This is a genomic window from Pseudomonas sp. IPO3749 (assembly GCF_013386605.1).
Lineage (GTDB): Bacteria > Pseudomonadota > Gammaproteobacteria > Pseudomonadales > Pseudomonadaceae > Aquipseudomonas > Aquipseudomonas azotoformans_A.
Genome location: NZ_JACARN010000059.1, coordinates 67,903 through 87,439 on the forward strand (window position 1 = coordinate 67,903; position 19,537 = coordinate 87,439).

15 protein-coding genes and 1 other RNA gene are annotated in these 19,537 nt (G+C 58.4%); 11 read left to right on the forward strand and 5 right to left on the reverse strand.

The window, feature by feature from the left end; all coding sequences use genetic code 11:
- Nucleotides 1-23: 23 nt before the first annotated feature.
- Together HX812_RS22420 and HX812_RS22425 are read right to left on the reverse strand one after the other, a co-directional pair.
- Complete coding sequence (locus tag HX812_RS22420; RefSeq protein ID WP_038843798.1) at nt 24-326, reverse strand: RnfH family protein; 303 nt, start codon at nt 324-326, stop codon at nt 24-26.
- Nucleotides 319-753 carry a type II toxin-antitoxin system RatA family toxin gene (locus tag HX812_RS22425; RefSeq protein WP_038843796.1) on the reverse strand — a complete coding sequence of 145 codons (435 nt, stop codon included), beginning with the start codon at nt 751-753 and terminating at the stop codon, nt 319-321. Before HX812_RS22425 ends, HX812_RS22420 begins: the two co-directional genes overlap by 8 nt.
- 167 nt (nt 754-920) lie before the next feature.
- Here HX812_RS22425 and smpB point away from each other — a divergent pair, with 167 nt between their 5' ends.
- On the forward strand, nt 921-1,403 hold the full coding sequence (gene smpB / locus HX812_RS22430) for an SsrA-binding protein SmpB (RefSeq protein ID WP_005791513.1): 483 nt from the start codon (nt 921-923) through the stop codon (nt 1,401-1,403).
- Between the two features lie 36 nt (nt 1,404-1,439).
- On the opposite strand, the gene HX812_RS22435 is transcribed toward smpB, so the two are convergent.
- Nucleotides 1,440-2,207, reverse strand: a complete 768-nt coding sequence (locus tag HX812_RS22435; protein ID WP_038843795.1) for a GntR family transcriptional regulator — start codon at nt 2,205-2,207, stop codon at nt 1,440-1,442.
- A 251-nt stretch (nt 2,208-2,458) separates the two neighbouring features.
- Here HX812_RS22435 and HX812_RS22440 point away from each other — a divergent pair, with 251 nt between their 5' ends.
- The 10 genes from HX812_RS22440 to HX812_RS22485 all read left to right on the forward strand — a co-directional run bounded on the left by HX812_RS22440 (nt 2,459) and on the right by HX812_RS22485 (nt 17,174).
- Nucleotides 2,459-4,153 (forward strand): lactate permease LctP family transporter, encoded by a 1,695-nt coding sequence (locus HX812_RS22440; protein WP_038843793.1) that lies wholly within the window; start codon nt 2,459-2,461, stop codon nt 4,151-4,153.
- Nucleotides 4,154-4,210: 57 nt separating this feature from the next.
- Nucleotides 4,211-7,021, forward strand: a complete 2,811-nt coding sequence (locus tag HX812_RS22445; RefSeq protein WP_038843791.1) for an FAD-binding and (Fe-S)-binding domain-containing protein — start codon at nt 4,211-4,213, stop codon at nt 7,019-7,021.
- Nucleotides 7,022-7,157: 136 nt separating this feature from the next.
- Entirely contained in the window at nt 7,158-7,436 is a 279-nt protein-coding gene (locus HX812_RS22450; protein WP_033898249.1) for a hypothetical protein, read from the forward strand.
- Nucleotides 7,437-7,540: 104 nt separating this feature from the next.
- Nucleotides 7,541-7,937: a transfer-messenger RNA gene (ssrA, locus tag HX812_RS22455) on the forward strand.
- A gap of 173 nt (nt 7,938-8,110) precedes the next feature.
- Nucleotides 8,111-9,316, forward strand: coding sequence for an integrase arm-type DNA-binding domain-containing protein (locus HX812_RS22460; protein ID WP_038843790.1), 1,206 nt, complete (start codon nt 8,111-8,113; stop codon nt 9,314-9,316).
- A 470-nt stretch (nt 9,317-9,786) separates the two neighbouring features.
- Nucleotides 9,787-10,026, forward strand: a complete 240-nt coding sequence (locus HX812_RS22465) for an AlpA family transcriptional regulator (protein ID WP_080642352.1) — start codon at nt 9,787-9,789, stop codon at nt 10,024-10,026.
- Nucleotides 10,019-10,609 carry a helix-turn-helix domain-containing protein gene (locus tag HX812_RS22470; protein ID WP_038843787.1) on the forward strand — a complete coding sequence of 197 codons (591 nt, stop codon included), beginning with the start codon at nt 10,019-10,021 and terminating at the stop codon, nt 10,607-10,609. Before HX812_RS22465 ends, HX812_RS22470 begins: the two co-directional genes overlap by 8 nt.
- 586 nt (nt 10,610-11,195) lie before the next feature.
- Nucleotides 11,196-13,688, forward strand: a complete 2,493-nt coding sequence (locus HX812_RS22475; RefSeq protein ID WP_038843785.1) for a TerB N-terminal domain-containing protein — start codon at nt 11,196-11,198, stop codon at nt 13,686-13,688.
- Entirely contained in the window at nt 13,685-14,980 is a 1,296-nt protein-coding gene (locus tag HX812_RS22480; protein WP_038843784.1) for an ATP-binding protein, read from the forward strand. Before HX812_RS22475 ends, HX812_RS22480 begins: the two co-directional genes overlap by 4 nt.
- Nucleotides 14,955-17,174: a DEAD/DEAH box helicase gene (locus tag HX812_RS22485; RefSeq protein WP_038843783.1), complete on the forward strand. Its 2,220-nt coding sequence runs from the start codon at nt 14,955-14,957 to the stop codon at nt 17,172-17,174. Before HX812_RS22480 ends, HX812_RS22485 begins: the two co-directional genes overlap by 26 nt.
- Before the next feature lie 304 nt (nt 17,175-17,478).
- On the opposite strand, the gene HX812_RS22490 is transcribed toward HX812_RS22485, so the two are convergent.
- Entirely contained in the window at nt 17,479-18,504 is a 1,026-nt protein-coding gene (locus HX812_RS22490; RefSeq protein ID WP_080642351.1) for an IS110 family transposase, read from the reverse strand.
- A gap of 293 nt (nt 18,505-18,797) precedes the next feature.
- Nucleotides 18,798-19,334 (reverse strand): HD domain-containing protein, encoded by a 537-nt coding sequence (locus tag HX812_RS22495; protein WP_038843781.1) that lies wholly within the window; start codon nt 19,332-19,334, stop codon nt 18,798-18,800.
- Nucleotides 19,335-19,537: the final 203 nt, after the last annotated feature.

Consider the following 19,537-nt stretch of genomic DNA (forward strand, 5'->3'; position numbering starts at 1 on the left):
TTGTTGCCTGCCATTTGGCCGACCTAGGAGTTCTGCTGCTTGGCCAGCGCCGCCTTGGCTGCGCGCAACCTGCGTATTTCTTTAGGGTCTGCCAGCAAGGGGCGGTAAATCTCAATGCGATCACCCGCCTGCACACTACGCACTTCAGCGTCCGCGACCACCTTGCCGAATATACCCAAAGCGCAATCAGCCAGATCCAACTCGGGAAAGTGCGCTGCGATGCCCGATGCCTTTACCGCCATGCGCAGGCTGGTGCCAGCCGGCACCGTGACCGCCAGCAGCATCTGGCGATCCACGGCGGCGTACACCACTTCAATCTCAACCATGCAGTTGCTTGGCTCGCTGACAGAATGCATCCACCAGCGTATTAGCCGCCTGATTGAACAAAGGCCCCAGCGTCGCGCGCACGATGGGCCCGGCGTAATCAAAGGAAAGATCCAGGCTGATTTTGCAGGCCTTCTCCGTCAACGCCTTGAAAACCCACACTCCATGCAACTGAGTGAACGGCCCCTCCTGCAAATTCATTTCAATGGATTTCCCAGGCACCAGCACATTGCGCGTCACAAAGTGCTGGCTCAGGCCGCCCTTCGCCACCCCGACACTAGCGACCATGTGCTCATCACTGCTTTCCAGCACCTCGGCCGTTGAGCACCACGGCAGGAATTCCGGGTAACGCGCCACGTCGTTGACCAGGTCATAGAGCGCCTGTGCCGGATAGGGCAGCAGCGCCGAACGTTGAATATGCGTCGTCATGTGTGCGTTATTTCCACTGCTGAGGCAAAACATCGCGGAAGAAGAGCCCGATCCGCGAAAGAAAAAAACCAGATAACTGCCCGCATTGTCCGGGATTCGTCCAACACGCTCAAGCACGCAGGTTGACCGTAGCCGACAGCCTCGCAACTCCCTATAATGCCGCCCCTATGGCTAAACAAAAGAAACACCCTACAGGGACCATCGCGCAAAATAAAAAGGCGCGACACGATTACTTCATCGAACATCGGTTCGAGGCTGGTCTGGTCCTGGCCGGCTGGGAAGTAAAGAGTCTGCGTGCCAGCAAGCTGCAACTGGTCGACAGTTATGTACTGCTCAAGGACGGCGAGGCATGGCTGCTTGGCAGTCATATCACTCCGCTGACCACCGCGAGCACCCACGTGATTGCCGATCCGGTGCGCACGCGTAAGCTGCTGCTCAATGCCCGCGAACTGGAAAAGCTCGCTGCCGCCGTACAGCAGAAGGGCTATGCCTGCGTCTGCCTGTCCTGGTACTGGAGCAAGCACCTGGTCAAGTGCGAGATCGCCTTGGGCAAGGGCAAGAAGGAATACGACAAGCGCGATACCGAGCGTGAACGCGACTCCAATCGCGAACTGCATCGCGCCGTGCGCAATAAGGGCAAGGAAGACTGATCCTTGCTGTGATGTAGCCTTGGGAGTCGCCCCTGGCTACATCCCCTTGCGCCGCTCCGCACGCGCCACGCGCTGAACTTCCTGACGCACTTCTTCCAACACTTCCTGCACATACAGCAGGTGACGTGTTGAGACATCCCGCGCCTGCTCCGCCCGCCCCTCGATAATCGCCAGGTACAGATCCCGGTGCTGACTGATCAGCATGTCGCGGGTTTCCGTTCGCTGCTGATACATGCCGCCGATGTTGGTCACCACGTTACGCTTCAGCAAATCGAATAGACCGCGAATGGTGTGCAGCAACACGGCGTTATGGCTGGCCTCGGCAATAGCCAAGTGAAACCGCGCATCCGCCGCGCCCTCCTCGGCCCGACTCACCTCATCGGACCGGGTGTAGCAATCCTGTAGTGCTTCGAAGGCCGCCGTAAGCCGCTCGCGATCAACCTCCGTCGCGCGCAACGCAGCGTAGTAGGCGCAAGAGGCCTCAAGGGTTTGTCGAAACTCCAGCAGATCACGCTGAGCCTCGGGGTTGTTCTCCAACAGGTGCAACAGCGGATCACTGAACGTGGAACCCAAGGATTCAGCCACGTAGTTACCACCGCCCTGGCGGCTGACGAGTAAACCTTTGGCTGACAGTTTCTGGATTGCTTCGCGCAAAGAAGGGCGCGACACCCCGAATTGCTCAGCCAACGCGCGTTCGGCCGGCAAGCGCTCACCCGACTTCAGCGTGCCCTCAAGGATCATGCCCTCAAGCTGCTCGACGATGTCATCGGACAAACGGCGCTGACGCACCTGATCAAACCCCATCACTTACTCCCCACCATCCCGACCACGCGCCGGGCCTCTATTCTCGCCTATCACAGCGCTTGCAGCACCTATCAGAACGCCCTCATTTCAGCCGATCAGCACACCCTGCCCACTCACTTACGACCAAAGTTTCTCGGGCGGCAAATTGACACACCCCCGCCAAGGCTTTTACTCTAGCCCACAGCGATTGTAAATTGGTAATACCAATTATCCAAGCTGACCAAACAACAACAATCAGGGGCCACCCCACTATGCAAACCTGGCAACAGCTCTACAGCCCACTCGGCAGCCTCGGCCTGTCCGCATTGGCGGCCGTTATTCCGATCGTATTCTTCTTCCTTGCCCTGGCCGTGTTTCGCCTCAAAGGCCATGTGGCCGGCAGCATCACCTTGGCGCTGTCGATACTGGTGGCGATCTTCGCCTTCCAGATGCCCGTGGATATGGCACTGGCCGCCGCCGGTTACGGTTTTGCCTACGGCCTGTGGCCCATCGCCTGGATCATCGTCGCGGCGGTGTTCCTCTACAAACTCACGGTCAAAAGCGGCCAGTTCGAGATTATCCGCAGCTCGGTCCTGTCGATCACTGACGACCAACGTCTGCAAGTGCTGTTGATCGGCTTCTGCTTCGGCGCCTTCCTCGAGGGTGCGGCCGGTTTCGGTGCGCCCGTAGCGATCACCGCGGCACTGCTGGTCGGCCTGGGCTTCAACCCGCTGTACGCCGCCGGCCTGTGCCTGATTGCCAACACTGCTCCCGTTGCCTTTGGTGCGCTGGGCATCCCGATCATCGTCGCAGGCCAGGTAACCGGCATCGACGCTTTCAAGATCGGCGCCATGACCGGTCGCCAACTGCCGCTGCTGTCGCTGTTCGTGCCGTTCTGGCTGGTGTTCATGATGGACGGCGTGCGCGGCGTGCGTGAAACCTGGCCGGCTGCGCTGGTCGCAGGCTTGAGCTTTGCCATCACCCAGTACTTCACGTCCAACTTCATCGGCCCGGAACTGCCGGACATCACCTCGGCCCTGGCCAGCCTGATTTCCCTGACGCTGTTCCTGAAAATCTGGCAGCCCAAACGCACTGCAGGCGCACAAATCGCCGGCGCCACCTCCAGCGCCGCGGTCACTGCCAGCGCCGGCGGTTTTGGCCTGCCACGCAACACCATCGTCTCGCCCTACAGCCTCGGGCAGATCTTCAAGGCCTGGTCGCCATTCCTGATTCTCACCGTGCTGGTCACTATCTGGACCCTCAAACCGTTCAAGGCGATGTTCGCCGCAGGCGGATCGATGTACAGCTGGGTATTCAACTTCGCAATCCCGCACCTGGATCAACTGGTGATCAAGGTCGCGCCAATCGTGACCAACCCCACCGCGATCCCGGCCGTGTTCAAACTCGACCCGATTTCGGCGACCGGCACTGCGATTTTCTTCTCTGCGCTGGTCTCGATGCTGGTATTGAAAATTGACATCAAGACTGGTCTTACCACTTTAAAAGAGACCTTCTACGAACTGCGCTGGCCGATCCTGTCGATCGGGATGGTGCTGGCCTTCGCCTTTGTTACCAACTACTCCGGCATGTCCTCGACCATGGCACTGGTTTTGGCCGGTACCGGCGCGGCCTTCCCGTTCTTCTCGCCTTTCCTCGGCTGGCTGGGGGTTTTCCTGACGGGCTCTGATACCTCGTCCAACGCCCTGTTCAGTTCGCTGCAAGCCACCACCGCGCATCAGATCGGCGTCAACGACACGTTGCTGGTCGCCGCAAATACCAGTGGTGGCGTCACCGGCAAAATGATCTCGCCACAATCCATCGCCGTGGCGTGCGCCGCTACCGGCCTGGTAGGCAAGGAGTCCGACCTGTTCCGCTTTACTCTCAAGCACAGCCTGTTCTTCGCCACCATCGTCGGGCTGATCACCCTGGCCCAAGCCTACTGGTTCACCGGTATGCTGGTGCACTAAGACCTGCACGTAATGCCGCCGGATACGATTCCGGCGTCAGCTATTTCTGGAGGACCGATGAGCCTGCCTGCTGCCTTTCTGAGCGACGTCGCACAACTGATCCCGAAAGATCGACGTTTCGACGACCCACTTTCCACCCTCGCTTTCGGCACCGATGCCAGTTTTTACCGACTGATCCCACAACTGGTGATCCGCGTGGAGTCAGAAGACGAAGTCGTCGCTTTGCTGCAACTGGCTCAACGCGACCACATACCGGTGACCTTCCGCGCCGCCGGCACCAGCCTGTCCGGGCAAGCCATCAGCGATTCGGTACTGATCGTACTGGGCGACAACTGGAATGGCCGCGAGATTCGCGGGCAAGGCACGCAAATCCGTCTGCAACCCGGCGTGATCGGTGCCCAGGCCAATGCGTGGCTGGCGCCGTTCGGGCGCAAGATCGGGCCAGACCCGGCGTCGATCAACGCCTGCAAGATCGGCGGTATCGTCGCCAACAATGCCAGCGGCATGTGCTGCGGCACCGCGCAGAACACCTACCACACCCTGGCCGGCATACGCCTGGTGCTGGCTGACGGCAGCCGTTTGGATACCGAAGACGCCACCAGCGTTAAGGCATTTCGTGAACAACACGGCACGCTGCTTGAGCAGCTGGCGACATTGGGTCGCGAGACGCGGGCCAATGCCGAATTAGCAGCCAGGATTCGCCACAAGTACCGTCTGAAAAACACCACCGGGCTGTCGCTCAATGCCCTCGTGGATTTCGATGAGCCGTTGGATATCCTCAGCCATCTGCTGGTGGGCTCCGAGGGCACCCTGGGGTTTATCAGCGCGGTCACCTACGACACCGTCATAGACCACCCAAACAAAGCCTCTGCGTTGATTGTGTTTCCAGATGTCGAGACCTGCTGCAACGCGGTCACCGTGCTCAAAACCCAGCCAGTCTCGGCCGTCGAGCTGCTGGACCGACGCAGCATGCGCTCGGTACAAAACAAGCCAGGCATGCCGGCTTTCGTACAGCAACTTTCGGAAAATGCCTGCGCCCTGTTGATCGAGTCCCGCGCGGCATCATCGACTTTATTGCATGAGCAACTGACGCTGATCATGGCTTCCCTGGCCTCATTCCCGGTAGAAAAACAGGTCGATTTCACCGAAGATCCCACCGAGAACGCGCGCCTGTGGGCAATCCGCAAAGACACCTTCCCTGCCGTCGGCGCCGTGCGCAAAACCGGCACCACCGTGATCATCGAAGACGTGACCTTCCCGGTCGAACAACTGGCAATCGGCGTCAATCGTTTGATCGCAATGTTCGACAAACATCACTACGACGAAGCGATACTTTTCGGACATGCGCTGGAAGGCAATCTGCACTTCGTGTTCACCCAAGGCTTCAACAGCGCGGAAGAAGTCACACGCTACCAAGCGTTCATGGACGACGTAGCGCAACTGGTGGCGGTGGAGTTCGGAGGTTCGCTTAAAGCCGAACACGGCACCGGGCGCAATATGGCGCCGTTCGTGGAACTGGAATGGGGCAGCGACGCCTATCAATTGATGTGGCAACTCAAACGCTTGCTCGACCCCAACGGCATTCTCAACCCGGACGTGGTGCTCAGCGAAGACCCGCAAATCCACCTCAAGCACCTCAAGCCGCTACCCGCCGCTGATGAGCTTGTGGATAAGTGCATTGAATGCGGCTTCTGCGAACCAGTGTGCCCGTCGAAAGGCCTGACCTTGAGCCCGCGCCAGCGCATTGTGATCTGGCGAGACATTCAGGCGAAGAAACGCGCCGGTGTCGACACCACTGAGTTGGAAGCTGCGTATCACTATCAGGGCATCGACACCTGCGCCGCGACCGGCCTCTGCGCTCAACGCTGCCCTGTGGGAATCAATACCGGCGACCTGGTGAAAAAACTGCGCAGCCGCGACGCCGACCGTACGAAAACCGCCGAGTGGCTCGCCACCCACTTCTCCACCGCCCTGCAAGGCGCGCGCTTTACCCTGCATGTGGCCAATGGCGCTCGGATGCTGCTCGGCGCGCCACGCCTGGCGAAGCTATCGGCCCGCGTGACCCAGCTGTCCAAGGGCCAAATCCCGCAGTGGACCAACGCCATGCCGCAACCGGAAAAAGCCATCCGTTTCAGCCCGGCAGTGACGGACGAACGGCCACGGGTGGTCTACCTGGCCGCCTGCGTTTCACGTGCCATGGGCCCGGCAGCGGGGGATAAAGAACAAATGTCGCTGTACGACAAAACCCGTGGCCTGCTGGAAAAAGCCGGTTACCAAGTCGTGTTCCCCGACAATCAGGACAGCCTGTGCTGCGGTCAGCCTTTCGCCTCCAAAGGTTACGCCGAACAGGCCGAACACAAGCGCCAGGAACTGATCGGCGCCCTGCTCCACGCCAGCCGTGGCGGGCTTGACCCGATCTACTGCGACACCAGCCCCTGCACCCTGCGCCTGGTGCAGGACTTGGGCGAAACGCGCCTGGACCTTTACGACCCCGTACGCTTCATCCGCACCCACCTGATGGACCGCCTCGACTTCACACCCCAGGAAGCGCCGATCGCCGTGCACGTCACCTGCAGCACCCAACACCTGGGCGAGAGCCAGGCCCTGATCGACCTGGCCCGACGTTGCTCCAACACCGTCGTCATCCCGGAAGGCATTCATTGCTGCGGTTTTGCCGGCGACAAGGGCTTCACCACGCCGGAACTCAACGCCCACTCACTGCGCACCCTCAAGGACGCGGTGCAATATTGCAGCGAAGGCATCTCCACCAGCCGTACCTGCGAGATCGGCCTGAGCCAGCATGGCGGCATTGATTATCACGGGTTGGTCTACCTGGTGGACCGCGTCACCCAAGCCCGCGCTCATTAATGCTGCAAAAAAACAGAACCCCTGCGCGCCGGCGTAGTCATCTGCATAGGCCTCGACAAACGAGGCTCATCAGTGATGTCGCTGGCAGCCGTTGAACGCCAGCAGCGTCGAGCCCTTTTGCGCAAGGAGATACCCTATGAAGCGTTCCGCTCTTGCTGGCTTGTTCATTACCGCTGCGATGCTGGCTTCCCCTGCTTTTGCGGCGGGCGATAAAGACCTGTGCCAGATCAATCTGGACAAAATCAACAACGGTAAAGCGCTGCTTGCCACTGACACCAGCGGCAAAAGCGGCGAGATAGACACTGCAGTGTCCTCGGCCAAGGCTGCCCACGCTGCTGGGGATGACAAGAAGTGCATCGAGATCACCTCGAAGGCACTGCAAGACCTGCAGAACAGCGAAAAAGGCGGCCAATAAGCTGCTCAATCACGGAAGGCAAACCTTCGGGTTGGCCTTCCGTGACGGTTTGGCGTACACTGCGAAGGCTTGTCACTCACTATGAAACAACGAGTTACAAGCACGGGGCCGTTTAGGATTCGACGCCGGTCGCGAAACTTTAGGTGCATGCCGAGTTGGTAACAGAACTCGTAAATCCACTGTTGCAACTTCTTATAGTTGCCAATGACGAAAACTACGGCCAGGAATTCGCTCTCGCTGCGTAAGCAGCCTTAGCCCTGAGCTTCTGGTACCTTCGGGTCCAGCAATCACCAGGGGATGTCTGTAAACCCAAAGTGATTGTCATATAGAACAGAATCGCCGTGCAGTACGTTGTGGACGAAGCGGCTAAAACTTACACAACTCGCCCAAAGCACCCTGCCCTTCGGGTCGCTGAGGGTTAACTTAATAGAAACGGCTACGCATGTAGTACCGACAGCGGAGTACTGGCGGACGGGGGTTCAAATCCCCCCGGCTCCACCAAATACCCTTCCCAGGAAGACCCAGAAAAGCCGTAAAGCCAAGAGAAATCAAAGCCTTACGGCTTTTTTGTTGCCCGCGTTTTCCCACCTAATCCCAGGGCATCCCACGGTTGACGGGGGCATATATGGGGGCATAAAACGCTCATCAGCTCGATCAGAGAGGATGTGCCCCCAATGCCCTTGAAGGACACCAACTGCCGTAACGCTAAGCCCCAGGACAAGCCATACCGTCTTTATGACGAACAGGGTTTGTATCTGGAAGTGCAGCCCAACGGAGGCCGTTACTGGCGCTTGAAGTACCGTTTTCTGGGAAAGGAAAAACGCCTAGCTCTTGGTGTTTATCCTGAGGTCGGCTTGCAGGAGGCCCGACGCAAACGTGACGATGCTCGCGTCCAGCTTGCAGGCGGCCATGACCCTTCGCTTCAAAGGCGCATGGCCAAAGTGGTCAGCCAGCTTGATCACCAACACACCTTTGAATCAGTTGCCAAGCAATGGCTAGCTATTCGCGAGTCCTCCTGGGATCCGGAGTACACACGCACTGTCCGGCAACGACTTGAGCTCAACGCCTACCCCTGGCTGGGAAAGCTACCAATCAGCAGCATCAGCACGCCCATGCTGGTCGAAAATCTGCAGCGCATCATCAAGCGTGGCGCCCGCGAGACGGCGCGTCGTGTTGCCCAGATCTACAAGCAAATTTTCGAGTTCGCCGAGGCTGCCGGCATCACCCCTCCCAACCAGATTGGAAACCTGTCGCGTACGCTCCCTGCCAAGCGGGTCAAGCACTTTGCTGCTGTGACCGATCCTGAAAAACTCGGCGCGCTTTTGAATGCATTGGATAGCTACAGCGGAACGCTGCCAGTTTGTTGCGCGTTAAAACTGGCCCCGATGCTGTTTTGCAGGCCAGGTGATCTGCGGCACATGGAGTGGTCGGAGGTCAATCTAGACGCTGGCGAGTGGTTGATTCCTGGCCACAAAATGAAGGGCCTTACTGCCACCAAACAGGATCGACCGGATCATTTGGTTCCCCTCAGCCAACAAGCAGTTGCCGTTCTGCGTGATCTAAAACCACTTACAGGCAGACATCGGTATGCCTTCCCATCAGCCCGAGGAGGTGACCGGCCAATGTCCAATAACGCCGTCCTCAGCGCTTTACGTCGCATGGACATCAGCGGCAATGAGATGACTGGGCATGGCTTTCGTGCGACAGCGAGAACCATAGGTGCCGAGGTTCTCGGATTCCGGCCTGATTTACTCGAACACCAGTTGGCTCATACCGTGAAAAATCCTTTAGGCAGGGCCTACGATAGAACCAGTTTTCTGATGGAAAGGCGTGAAATGATGCAGACTTGGGCTGACTACCTTGATTCAATCAAATCCTAGAGCTCGTAATACACACACCCACTCGGCGAAAAAATTTCTACTCCGGGGTTGTGAAGCTCGACCAAGAACTGGTAAAAAAGCCTATCCCATGAAGTCTCGTTGGCCCCTATGGGATCGCCTAACCGCTCTGGTAACGGTTCATGAACTTAGCTCCATTTGCTCTGACAAATGGGCTCCCAAAAGGCCTTAGGGCTTTTTATGAGATCTGGGCATAAATACGTCTGTAGCCCTGACTCCCCCTACAGAAACGGCACCAAACCGTTCTGTATCAGCTGGCTCCTCCTCCGCCACGCCAAAGACTCTTTGCCTCAGCCACCGGTTGTCGCTGGCAAATAACCTCGGAAAGCTCGTCATGCGAGCCAGGTAAATGCCCCTGCATTGCAGCAGGAGAAATCCGAGCGCCATTCCCACACACATGCGTATTGCAGCCCTTGAGGATCGCTGCAACGCCACCGCCTGAGCATTGATAAATGTCAGCACGCACTATTGCACCTGGCTCTGATGAGCCGCGCTTCCTACGCCTTCCTGAGGTTGAATTCGCGGTCGGCAAAAAACGATCCACAATCTATCGCGACATCGCAGCGGGGAAATTCCCTGCCCCTTATGACTTGGGCAGCAGCAGATCGGTTGGCTGGCTCAGCACCGAAATATCTGCCTGGATCCTGAGTCGGCCGCGCGTGCAGCTCCGGGGGGTACATAAGAATGACTAAAGCCCCAGCCCCGCTGCACGCACAGACCCAGTGGTTCCATGTTTTCAGGGCTATGATCGATCAGGGTGATGTCGCCCGAATCGGGCCTCACGCCTTTACGGTTTATGCCGTCATCAAGGCACACGCCAATCACTACTCCGGTATGGCGCACCCGGGCATCGAACGGATCTCTGAACAGTCTGGCGTCAGCCTGGCACAGGTCAAACGGGCACTGGTGGTTCTCGAAACGGCTGGCCTTATCACAAAAACAAAATCCGGCCGATCCAATCACTACACCCTACGCGAAAAGGTTCAGGTCACTGAGGCTGGCCTACCGCATACCGTAGCAACTTGGGATTATGTGCCAAGCCGTGCCCAGCACACCGTTTCCGAGCTCAAAAAAGCAGTGATCGCCGGCGATCTCGCAAGTACGCGAATATTGAACATCGAGCGCCTGAATATACAAATCAACCTAGCCGGAGGAAATTCCCAGATCGATTTAGGCTCATTGCACACCGACCTGGATCGATTGCCAGCCAGCATACGAGAAACGCTGCGCAGAAATCTCAACCGCTGTAGCGATGTTATACACAGCTCAGAGTGACACGTATCAATCTGAGCTGTGTCCGATCTCGATAGAGCTCACTTGGAGCTCCAACGCGTCGGAATCCAGCTCAGACTGAGCCGCTAAAAAGAAAGATAAAATAAAAAAGAACAGCTCTGGGGGACGACGACGCAAGCCTTCTGAGTGAGAGCGCCGAAGCCGTGTGGTGTTACGGACAGCTACCGCAAATTCGCATCGACGAATTTCGCCCGAATAGTCCAGCCACCATGGCTATTTCGCACTTAAGAAACGCCTTCCTTTATCACTCCCTGCATCGTGTAGTGGTTATCGCTACTTATTTGCAAAAGAAGGATGGGATGAGCTCTTCTGCAGATACCCCCTCCGAGCGGCTCCAAACGATCCAAAGCTGCCTATGACGACAGGCAGAAACCGGCCAAAAGCGGTCCATCAAGGACGGTGGGCCAAAGCACTAGCGGCGTTGCGATTTAGCTGGGCGAGGGTGGTGATGCAAGCGTTTTAGGCCACATTGTCATCTTGTTAGAGCTGTCGGAGAGGTCTTGGCTGATGCATTCGAATCGCCGATACTGCCAAACGGCCAGCATTGGCTTTAGGGGGAATCGAGGCGATGGCAAGGAAGCGCAGGCGCAGCAGCAAGTCTGACGTATCTGGAGTGGTGGTCCTTGGAGCCATAGTGATAGGGCTGCTCGCTTCCGTTTCCCAAGGGGTATGGGTTGTCTTGGGCGGGGTAGCCATCGTCGGTGTAGGTGGATGGCTGATCACCAAGGCCCGCAGCAAACCGCCAGTCGTACTTCCACCACCGACCAAGCGGCAGCCACCTCGACAGGTCGATCGATCGAGCACCACCGATATCCCCTTGAGTGCGGGCCTGACGTTCTCGTTGGACGAGGTTTTCCCACTAGGTGCGCCCTCTTCCGCGCCGGCTCAAGCATCGGACTCGTTCCAGAGACAGGTTGCGGCAAAGCCGGACAGCTCTGGTTTCTTTACCGTGACCCTGGAGGTCGTCGAGCGGCCTTCCCACCGAATTCCGAACGCGCCGGCGGACCTGACTGGTGCCAAGGTGCGCTGGCTTTCTGCTGGCGAACCCATCGAGGTTGCCGGCGAGAAGATCCCTGGCGGCTTGATCTATGTCGGCGAGGATCGTAACAGCCGCTATGGCTCCTCGGAGCCCTCACTGATCAACCCGAAGCTGAAGGTTGCGCGGGGCATCGTCGAAATCGCTGAGCGTCTCACTTCCTACTGGCCCAGCTACGACAACATCTCCCCTGAAGCCCGGCGCGCATATCTGCAGTGGCTATCCAGTGGTCGGAAGGCTCCGCACGCCAACATCGGCTACGTGTTCCTGTTCTTCTACGGCCTGGAGCGCAGGGTATTTGTCGATGCGAAGAAGGATCGGGCTGCGGCCGCCGAGGTCCCTACCATCATCGCAGAGGTCGAAAGGCTGCTCTCGATCTACGACGAGAACCATTCGTTCAACACCTACGCCAGTCGCTTCGTGGACTTCCTCCGCCAGGGCAAAGTGCTTGCCCGACGCTACCAGGAAGCGCCGCCGGCACCGTTGCTTTACGGCTACGAAATGCCCATAGAGCTGCGCATTGGCCTGGGCCAGTTGGCTGCCGACAAGCAACCAATGCCGGCCGACTGGGCGTTGTCCTGGGTGCTGTCCGATCACAACATTGGGAAGCGGACACCTGTAACCCGTTGTGAAGATGCGTTCGCCCAGTTGTTCCGCCTGTGCTATGAGGAGCGTCATAGCGCAGGCATGGTGCTCCCTCAGAACAAGACCCGTCTGAGACTCCAATACAACACCGCTTCTGCGGGGCTGCCACCCCAAGAGCTGGATGGCCTATCTGGCATTCCTGATGTCACCGCCACCACCGCAGCCCGGAAGAAGCTGCAGCAGTTGGTCGACGAATGCACGGTGCAGTTGGAACCCTACAGCCGTTATCTCGGCCGCAACCCCGACACTCCAGGTGCGCTGGAAGGTCTCCTGCAACTGCCTGTGAGCCTGTGGCCGGCAACTGCTCGAACAGAGCTCGACGAGCTGAAGCAACGCATCGGCGACGGCATGGTGGTCATGAGCTTCGGCGAACTGGCAGGGCGACTGCAGAGTGCAGGTACCTTGTCGCGAGACAAGGTTCTGACACTCGCCCGGGCACTGGAGTCGTTGCACATCGGTATCGAGCCGGATGTGCTGGCAGGTAGCCGAACGCCCAAGGCAGAGGACAGCGTGGTGCTCTTTGCGACCCAGGCTGAAGATGGCGATCTCCGAGCTTCGCCGGCGTACAGCGCCGCCTCTGTCACGTTGGATCTCGCCTGTGCTGTGGCGGCTGCCGATGGCGACACGTCGCCGCAGGAAATTATGCTGCTATCCCAGCATGTCGACTCCTGGAGTCACCTGAGCGGTGCTCATCGAAAACGTCTGAAGGCCCATCTGCGTCTGCAGCTTAACCAGCCGCCAACCCTGCAAAGCCTGAAGAAAAAATTGGAGCCCCTGGCCGAGCCGGCGAAGAGGGTTGTGGCGGCGTTCCTCGCTCACTTGGCGCAGGTCGACGGCGAGGTCAGCCCCGCAGAGGTGAAGCTGCTGGAGCGCGTCTACAAGACCCTGCAGCTGGATCCGCAATCGCTATACAGCGACCTTCATGTGGCCGCCAGTGGCAGTCCCGTTGGCTCATCGCAGGCAACGCCTTCCGTACCCGGACCAACGCCATCCAAGCCCGTTGGCGGATTCGCTTTGGACCAGGAGCGCATTGCTCAGCTGCAGCGTGAAACGGAACAGGTATCTGCGCTGTTGGCTCAGGTTTTCGTCGACGAGAAGCCAGCTGAGTCTGAGGAGACAGTTGTCGAAGAGACTGTCGAGGATACTTCCGCCATCTGCGGATTGGACTCCGATCACTCAGCCTTCCTGCGCGTGCTCGTATCCCGTGCCGAGTGGGCGCGAGACGAGTTGGAGGCGGTTGCAAGCGATATGGAACTCATGCTCGACGGGGCATTGGAGCAGATCAACGACATGGCCTTCGAGCATTTCGATATGCCGGTCACCGAAGGGGAAGCCCCCTTCGAAATCAACCCTGAAATCATGGAAAAACTACCGCTATGAGCAGCATCAGAGCTAAGGATCGCGATGCGGTCATCCAGTCCCTGCGCGCCGGTGTCGTTCCTCGTGCAGGTCAGCACCTCATCCAGGTCGGGCGAGTTGGGGAGCTTGAAGCACTCATCCGTGACGTGGAGCGCCTCGCGGAAAGTGGTTCAGCGTTCCGGGTAGTGATCGGTGAGTATGGGGCGGGTAAGACGTTCTTCCTCAACCTGGTGCGCTCCATCGCAATGGAGCGCAAGCTCGTCACCATGCATGCGGATCTGAACCCGGATCGCCGTCTGCACGCCACTGGTGGCCAGGCTCGTTCGCTGTATGCCGAGCTGGCCAAGAACATGTCCACCCGAACCAAGCCTGATGGCGGAGCTTTACAAGGAATCGTCGAGAAGTTCATTGCACAGGCCAAAGCCGAGGCCAAGGCGGCCGGCAAAGACAGTGAGGCCGTGATTCGTGAGCATCTCGCCCAACTGACTGAAATGGTTAATGGCTACGATTTCGCAGATGTGATCGCTGCCTACTGCAAAGGTTTCGAAGAGGGTAACGAGCAGCTCAAGGCCGATGCGATCCGTTGGTTGCGTGGCGAGTTCACCACCAAGACAGACGCCCGTGCTGCACTGGGCGTGCGAACCATTGTCGACGATGCATCTGTCTACGATCAGCTCAAACTGCTTGCACGGTTCGTTCGGTTGGCAGGCTTCGGTGGCCTGATGGTGTGCCTCGACGAATTGGTTAACCTGTACAAACTGTCCAATACCCAGGCTCGCAACGCTAACTACGAGCAGATCCTGCGTATCCTCAACGACTCCCTGCAGGGCTCCGCAGAGGGTCTTGGTTTTGTTCTGGGCGGTACACCCGAGTTTCTCATGGACACCCGCCGCGGGCTCTACAGCTATCCTGCCCTGCAGTCACGTCTGGCAGAAAACAACTTCGCTAAGTCTGGGCTGGTAGACCTTTCCGGGCCTGTCATCCGCCTCGCCAGTCTGACGCCTGAGGATTTCTACGTGCTGCTGCAGAAACTGCGTCATGTATACGCTGCAGGCGAGAGCGAACGCTATCTGCTGCCCGACGAGGCATTGCCGCTGTTCATGGCCCACTGCAACCAGCGGTTGGGTGAAGCCTACTTCCGTACTCCGCGGACGACCATCACCGCATTCATCAACTTGCTGGCGGTGCTGGAGCAGAATCCGGGAGCCAATTGGCGAACCCTGCTGGGCGCCGTAGAGATTGCACCGGACCGAGGTGGCGAAGCCGATACCCAGATGGATGCTGACGATGAGCTTGCCACCTTCCAGCTCTGAGTCTGCAGGCTTCGCGCTACTCGAGCCGAGAATCCAGCGCTGGATTTGGTCCGAGGGCTGGACCTCCCTACGGGACGCCCAAGAGCGCGCTATCCCGGCGCTCCTGGGGGCGGACCAGGATGTCATCATCGCGGCCGCGACGGCTGCAGGGAAAACCGAGGCCGCGTTCCTGCCCATCCTCACCAATCTCCTGCAGGGGCAGGAAACGCCTGGGGCGGTGCTGTACATCAGTCCTCTGAAGGCGCTGATCAACGATCAGTGGGATCGTTTGGCGAGGCTTTGCGATGAGCTTGAGCTTCCAGTCATTGCCTGGCATGGGGATATCTCAGCGAGTCGAAAACATCGCTTCCTCAAGTCCCCGGAAGGCATTCTGCTGATCACACCGGAATCGCTCGAAGCTCTGTTCGTGAACAGGGGAACCAGCCTTGCGGGGTTGTTTGCCAACCTGCGGTACTTGGTGGTGGATGAGCTCCATGCCTTTATCGGTAGCGAGCGAGGCAAGCAGCTGCAGTCACTCATGCATCGTGTGGAAACGATCATTGATCGCCCCCTGCCCAGGGTTGGTCTTTCCGCCACGCTGGGCGACATGACGCTGGCTGCAGCCTTCTTGCGTCCCAATGCCCCCCATCATGTGTCGGTGATCGAGTCCAAGGGGAGTGGCCAGATATTGAAGGTTCAGATCAGGGGGTATGCGGAGTCCCGACAGAATTTCTCAGTACCGCCTGAAGGCGAAGAGGTGTTGTCCGCGGACCATGCCATCGCAGAGCACCTCTTTCAGGTGCTGCGGGGCAGCAACAATCTGATCTTTCCCAACAGCCGAACCCAAGTGGAATGGTTTGCCGATAACCTGCGGCGCCGTTGTGAGCAGGATGTCGTGCCGAACGAGTTCTGGCCGCATCACGGGAGCTTGGCGAAGGACATTCGAGAGGAAACCGAGAAAGCGCTGAAGGCCGGTGACCAACCCGCCACCGCAGTTTGCACTACGACGTTGGAGCTTGGGGTAGATATCGGCAGCATCAAGACGGTGGCGCAGATCGGACCGCCGCCATCGGTAGCCAGCTTGCGCCAGCGCTTGGGCCGATCCGGGCGCCGCCCGGGAGAAGCAGCCATTCTCCGCAGTTACTGCAAGGAGCGTCGGCTGGACGATGACTCACCACTGTCGGATCGACTCCGCCAGGGCTTGGTGCAAAGCATCGCCATGATCAGGTTGTTGATGCAGGGCTGGTTCGAGCCGCCCCGCGTTCAGGGCCTTCATTTATCGACACTGGTACAGCAGTGCCTCTCGGTGATAGCTCAGCGGGGTGGAGCAACAACTGCAGAGCTGTGGAGCACCTTGATACGAAGTGGTCCGTTCGCCGGAGTGGAGCAGGGCAGCTTCCTGAGTCTGCTTCGCGCCCTCGGTGACCGCGATTTGATAACCCAGGAAGCATCGGGACTCCTGCTGCCCGGTGTGGTGGGAGAGCGCATGATCAACCACTACGACTTCTACAGTGCATTCGTCAGCAATGAAGAGTTCCGCCTGGTGTGCGATGGCAAACCACTCGGAGCATTGCCGGTCTCCAGACCACTGACCGTCGCTCAACGCATCATCTTTGCTGGGCGCCGCTGGCGAGTCACGGACGTGGACACTGAGGCCAAGGTTATCGTCGTGAGATCCGATCCTGGTGGCGCTCCTCCATCCTTCGACGGGCTTGGAGCCCGTGTACATGATCGGGTCCGGCAAGAGATGAAGACCGTCTTGCTGGAAACGGACGCCTACCCCTATCTCGATACTACGGCACAGGAGCTACTGGCTCAGGCACGCAGCACCTTTTCGGACCTTGGATTGGCACATTCGAGCATGACCGAAAGCGGAGGCAAGACTTACCTTTTCACCTGGCAAGGCGATTGGACGAACGATGCCCTGGCCATCTTGCTGACGTACACCGGACTAGCCAGTGAAAGCAGTGGGCTGGTCATCGAGGTCGAGGGGGATCGGGCGTCGCTTGAAAGCAAGCTGCGCGAGATCGCCGGGTGGGATGGTATTGATGAGTCCACTGTTCTGGCGGACGTACAGAACATGGTTCAAGAGAAATGGGATTGGGTGCTCCCGCCAGCGTTACTCATGCAGTCGTACGCCACGATGCAGCTGGACTTGGGTGGAGCAAAGGCGTTGGCCTTGGCTCTGATGAACCAACCAGCAGTGACGGCCTAGCATTTGGCCCCCATTACAGTGGTGCCGGCTTTCGGCCGAGGCTGTGTAAAAATCTATGGTCACCCCCTATTTTGCAATACCGAATGGTGGTGGGTGTTGGCTTGCCTAAATCTATCCGGCGTCTATGTGGAGCATGCTCCGCGCCACGATGAGTTCCGCGCCCGCCGATCCTAAAAACGTTGTCGGCACCAAGTGCCATTTCACACATCAGGTTCTTCGTCGGGCCGCTGTGCCGTTCACGTCATCACTTCATTCACTATCGCAAAACCGGAAAGGGATGTTGCTGTTCGGTGCCGCGTTGGAGTCAAGCCGCCACGGCGTCCGCCCCCGAGTCAAACCTTGAGTGTTTTGTTGCCAGTGCCCAAGCGATGCGCGCCAGTTTGCTGGCCAGTGCACAGGTCACCACATTGGCGTGGCGACGCCTGCACAGGCTCCGTACCCATTCGGCTAGCGGCCCTCGCTGGCGGTCGAGATGGATCAGGTAGGTTTTGGCGCATTGAACCAGTAGCCGTCTCAGGTTCTTGTTACCCCGCTTGCTGATGCCCAGAAGGTTGGACCTGCCACCTGTGCTGTATTGCCTCGGAACCAGCCCGAGTGAAGCGGCGAAATCGCGGCTGCACGCATACTGTTTGCCGTCACCCATTTCGCCGGACAGCAGGCTGGCGGTGACTGGGCCAACACCGGGAATACTCAGCAGGCGGCTGCCGAGGTCGTCTTCGGCGAGCTGTCGATCCATGGCACGGTCCAATTCCTTGATCCGGGTATCCAAGTAGACGGCGTGCTCGTGCAGACTCTGCAGCAAGGCGGTCAGCCGGGGCGGCAGATTGTGCTCACTCAATACAGCGGACCACCGCCTGATGACGGTTGGCCCCTTGGGTAGGCTGATGCCGAACTCCAGGAGGAAACCGTGCATCTGGTTGATAGTGCCGGTGCGGCTGCGGACAAGTGACTCGCGCATGCGGTGCAGGACGGAAAGCGTCTGCTGTGCTTCGCTCTTGGGCGTCACGAACCGCATTGAGGGGCGCGAGGCAGCCTCGCAGATTGCCTCAGCGTCCACGAAGTCATTCTTGTTCGACTTGACGAACGGCCGGACGAACTGGGGAGAAATTAGCTTGGCCTCATGGCCTAGTGCGCTGACCTCGCGGGCCGTGTAGTGGGCTCCGGAACAGGCTTCCATCACCACCGTACAGGGCGGCAGGTTGCCCAGAAAATGCATCATCTGGGGCCGAGTCAGCTTTTTGCGGAAAACTTCCCGGCCGGAACTGTCTTGGCCGTGCAGGTGGAAGTTGTGTTTGCCCAAATCAATGCCTACCTGTGCTACTGGATTCATGGCTATGGTCTCCAAAATACAAGGCTCTGCGAAAGCGTAGCCTTGGGCATGGGCATGGGCAGGGGGTGACCATCCCATTACGTAAATTCTGGACGTTTTAGGGGGTGCTTGACCCCCTACCCAATAGGCGATCGTGGCGTATACGCGATTACAGGAGGTCGACTTTTGATCGAGCCGATCTCAGTGCACGTTTTTACACAGCCTGGACCGATCTCTGCCGGTCGCGACCGGCAGTACCCGACCCATTGCGGACATCAGAACATGTGCCCATTCAACTCACGATACTCAAGGCTCTAGCGTTTCAACATCGGCAACGGATCTAAGGGATGGGTTAGCATCCGCTTGACGGACAAAGCTACCAGGCGGCGGTGAAAGCCGGCATTGGGAAACGTCGAGCGGATTTCCCGAAGGCTGGTGCGGTCCAGCCCGAATGTAATCAAGCCCAAGGACACATCGATCCAATCGGCTCGACGAAAGATTTCAGCCAAGTGATGGGGATTAGCCGACGAAGCACTGATCTTGTGATGATCATCAATCATCCGGGCGACGTCGTTCCCCCATTCTTTTTGATCTCGCTCGGTCAGAAACGCTTCTGCCAGTTGCCGAGATGCGGGCAGGTAATCGAAAGTATTTGCTGTCCATATACCCAGATCATGAAAAGCACCGGCGATGGCAACCTTCTCGACTTGCGAAGTTTCCAATGGCGATAGCAGGCAGCATAGGTTGATGACCCGGTAAACGTGGTTTCTGTAACCGGTGAGATCACTGCCAAGACAAGTGGAATAGCGATCCATGACCTGCTCCAGCAGATCGATATCCTTAATCAACATCACATGCTCCATGCTAGGGGACAAATTACCCGCAAACCCGGCCGTTATACAGGCTCTCGACGCTATCCGACAGCGCTCAATCGCGCTCATGCACCGCAAGCCCGCCGTAGATCCACGATCCTCGCCTGCCCGGCAGTGGCTAAACGTTATCGTGCTACAAGGTAAGGAGTCGGAGGCAGCTTCTGGCCCAGAGTGTGTAAAAA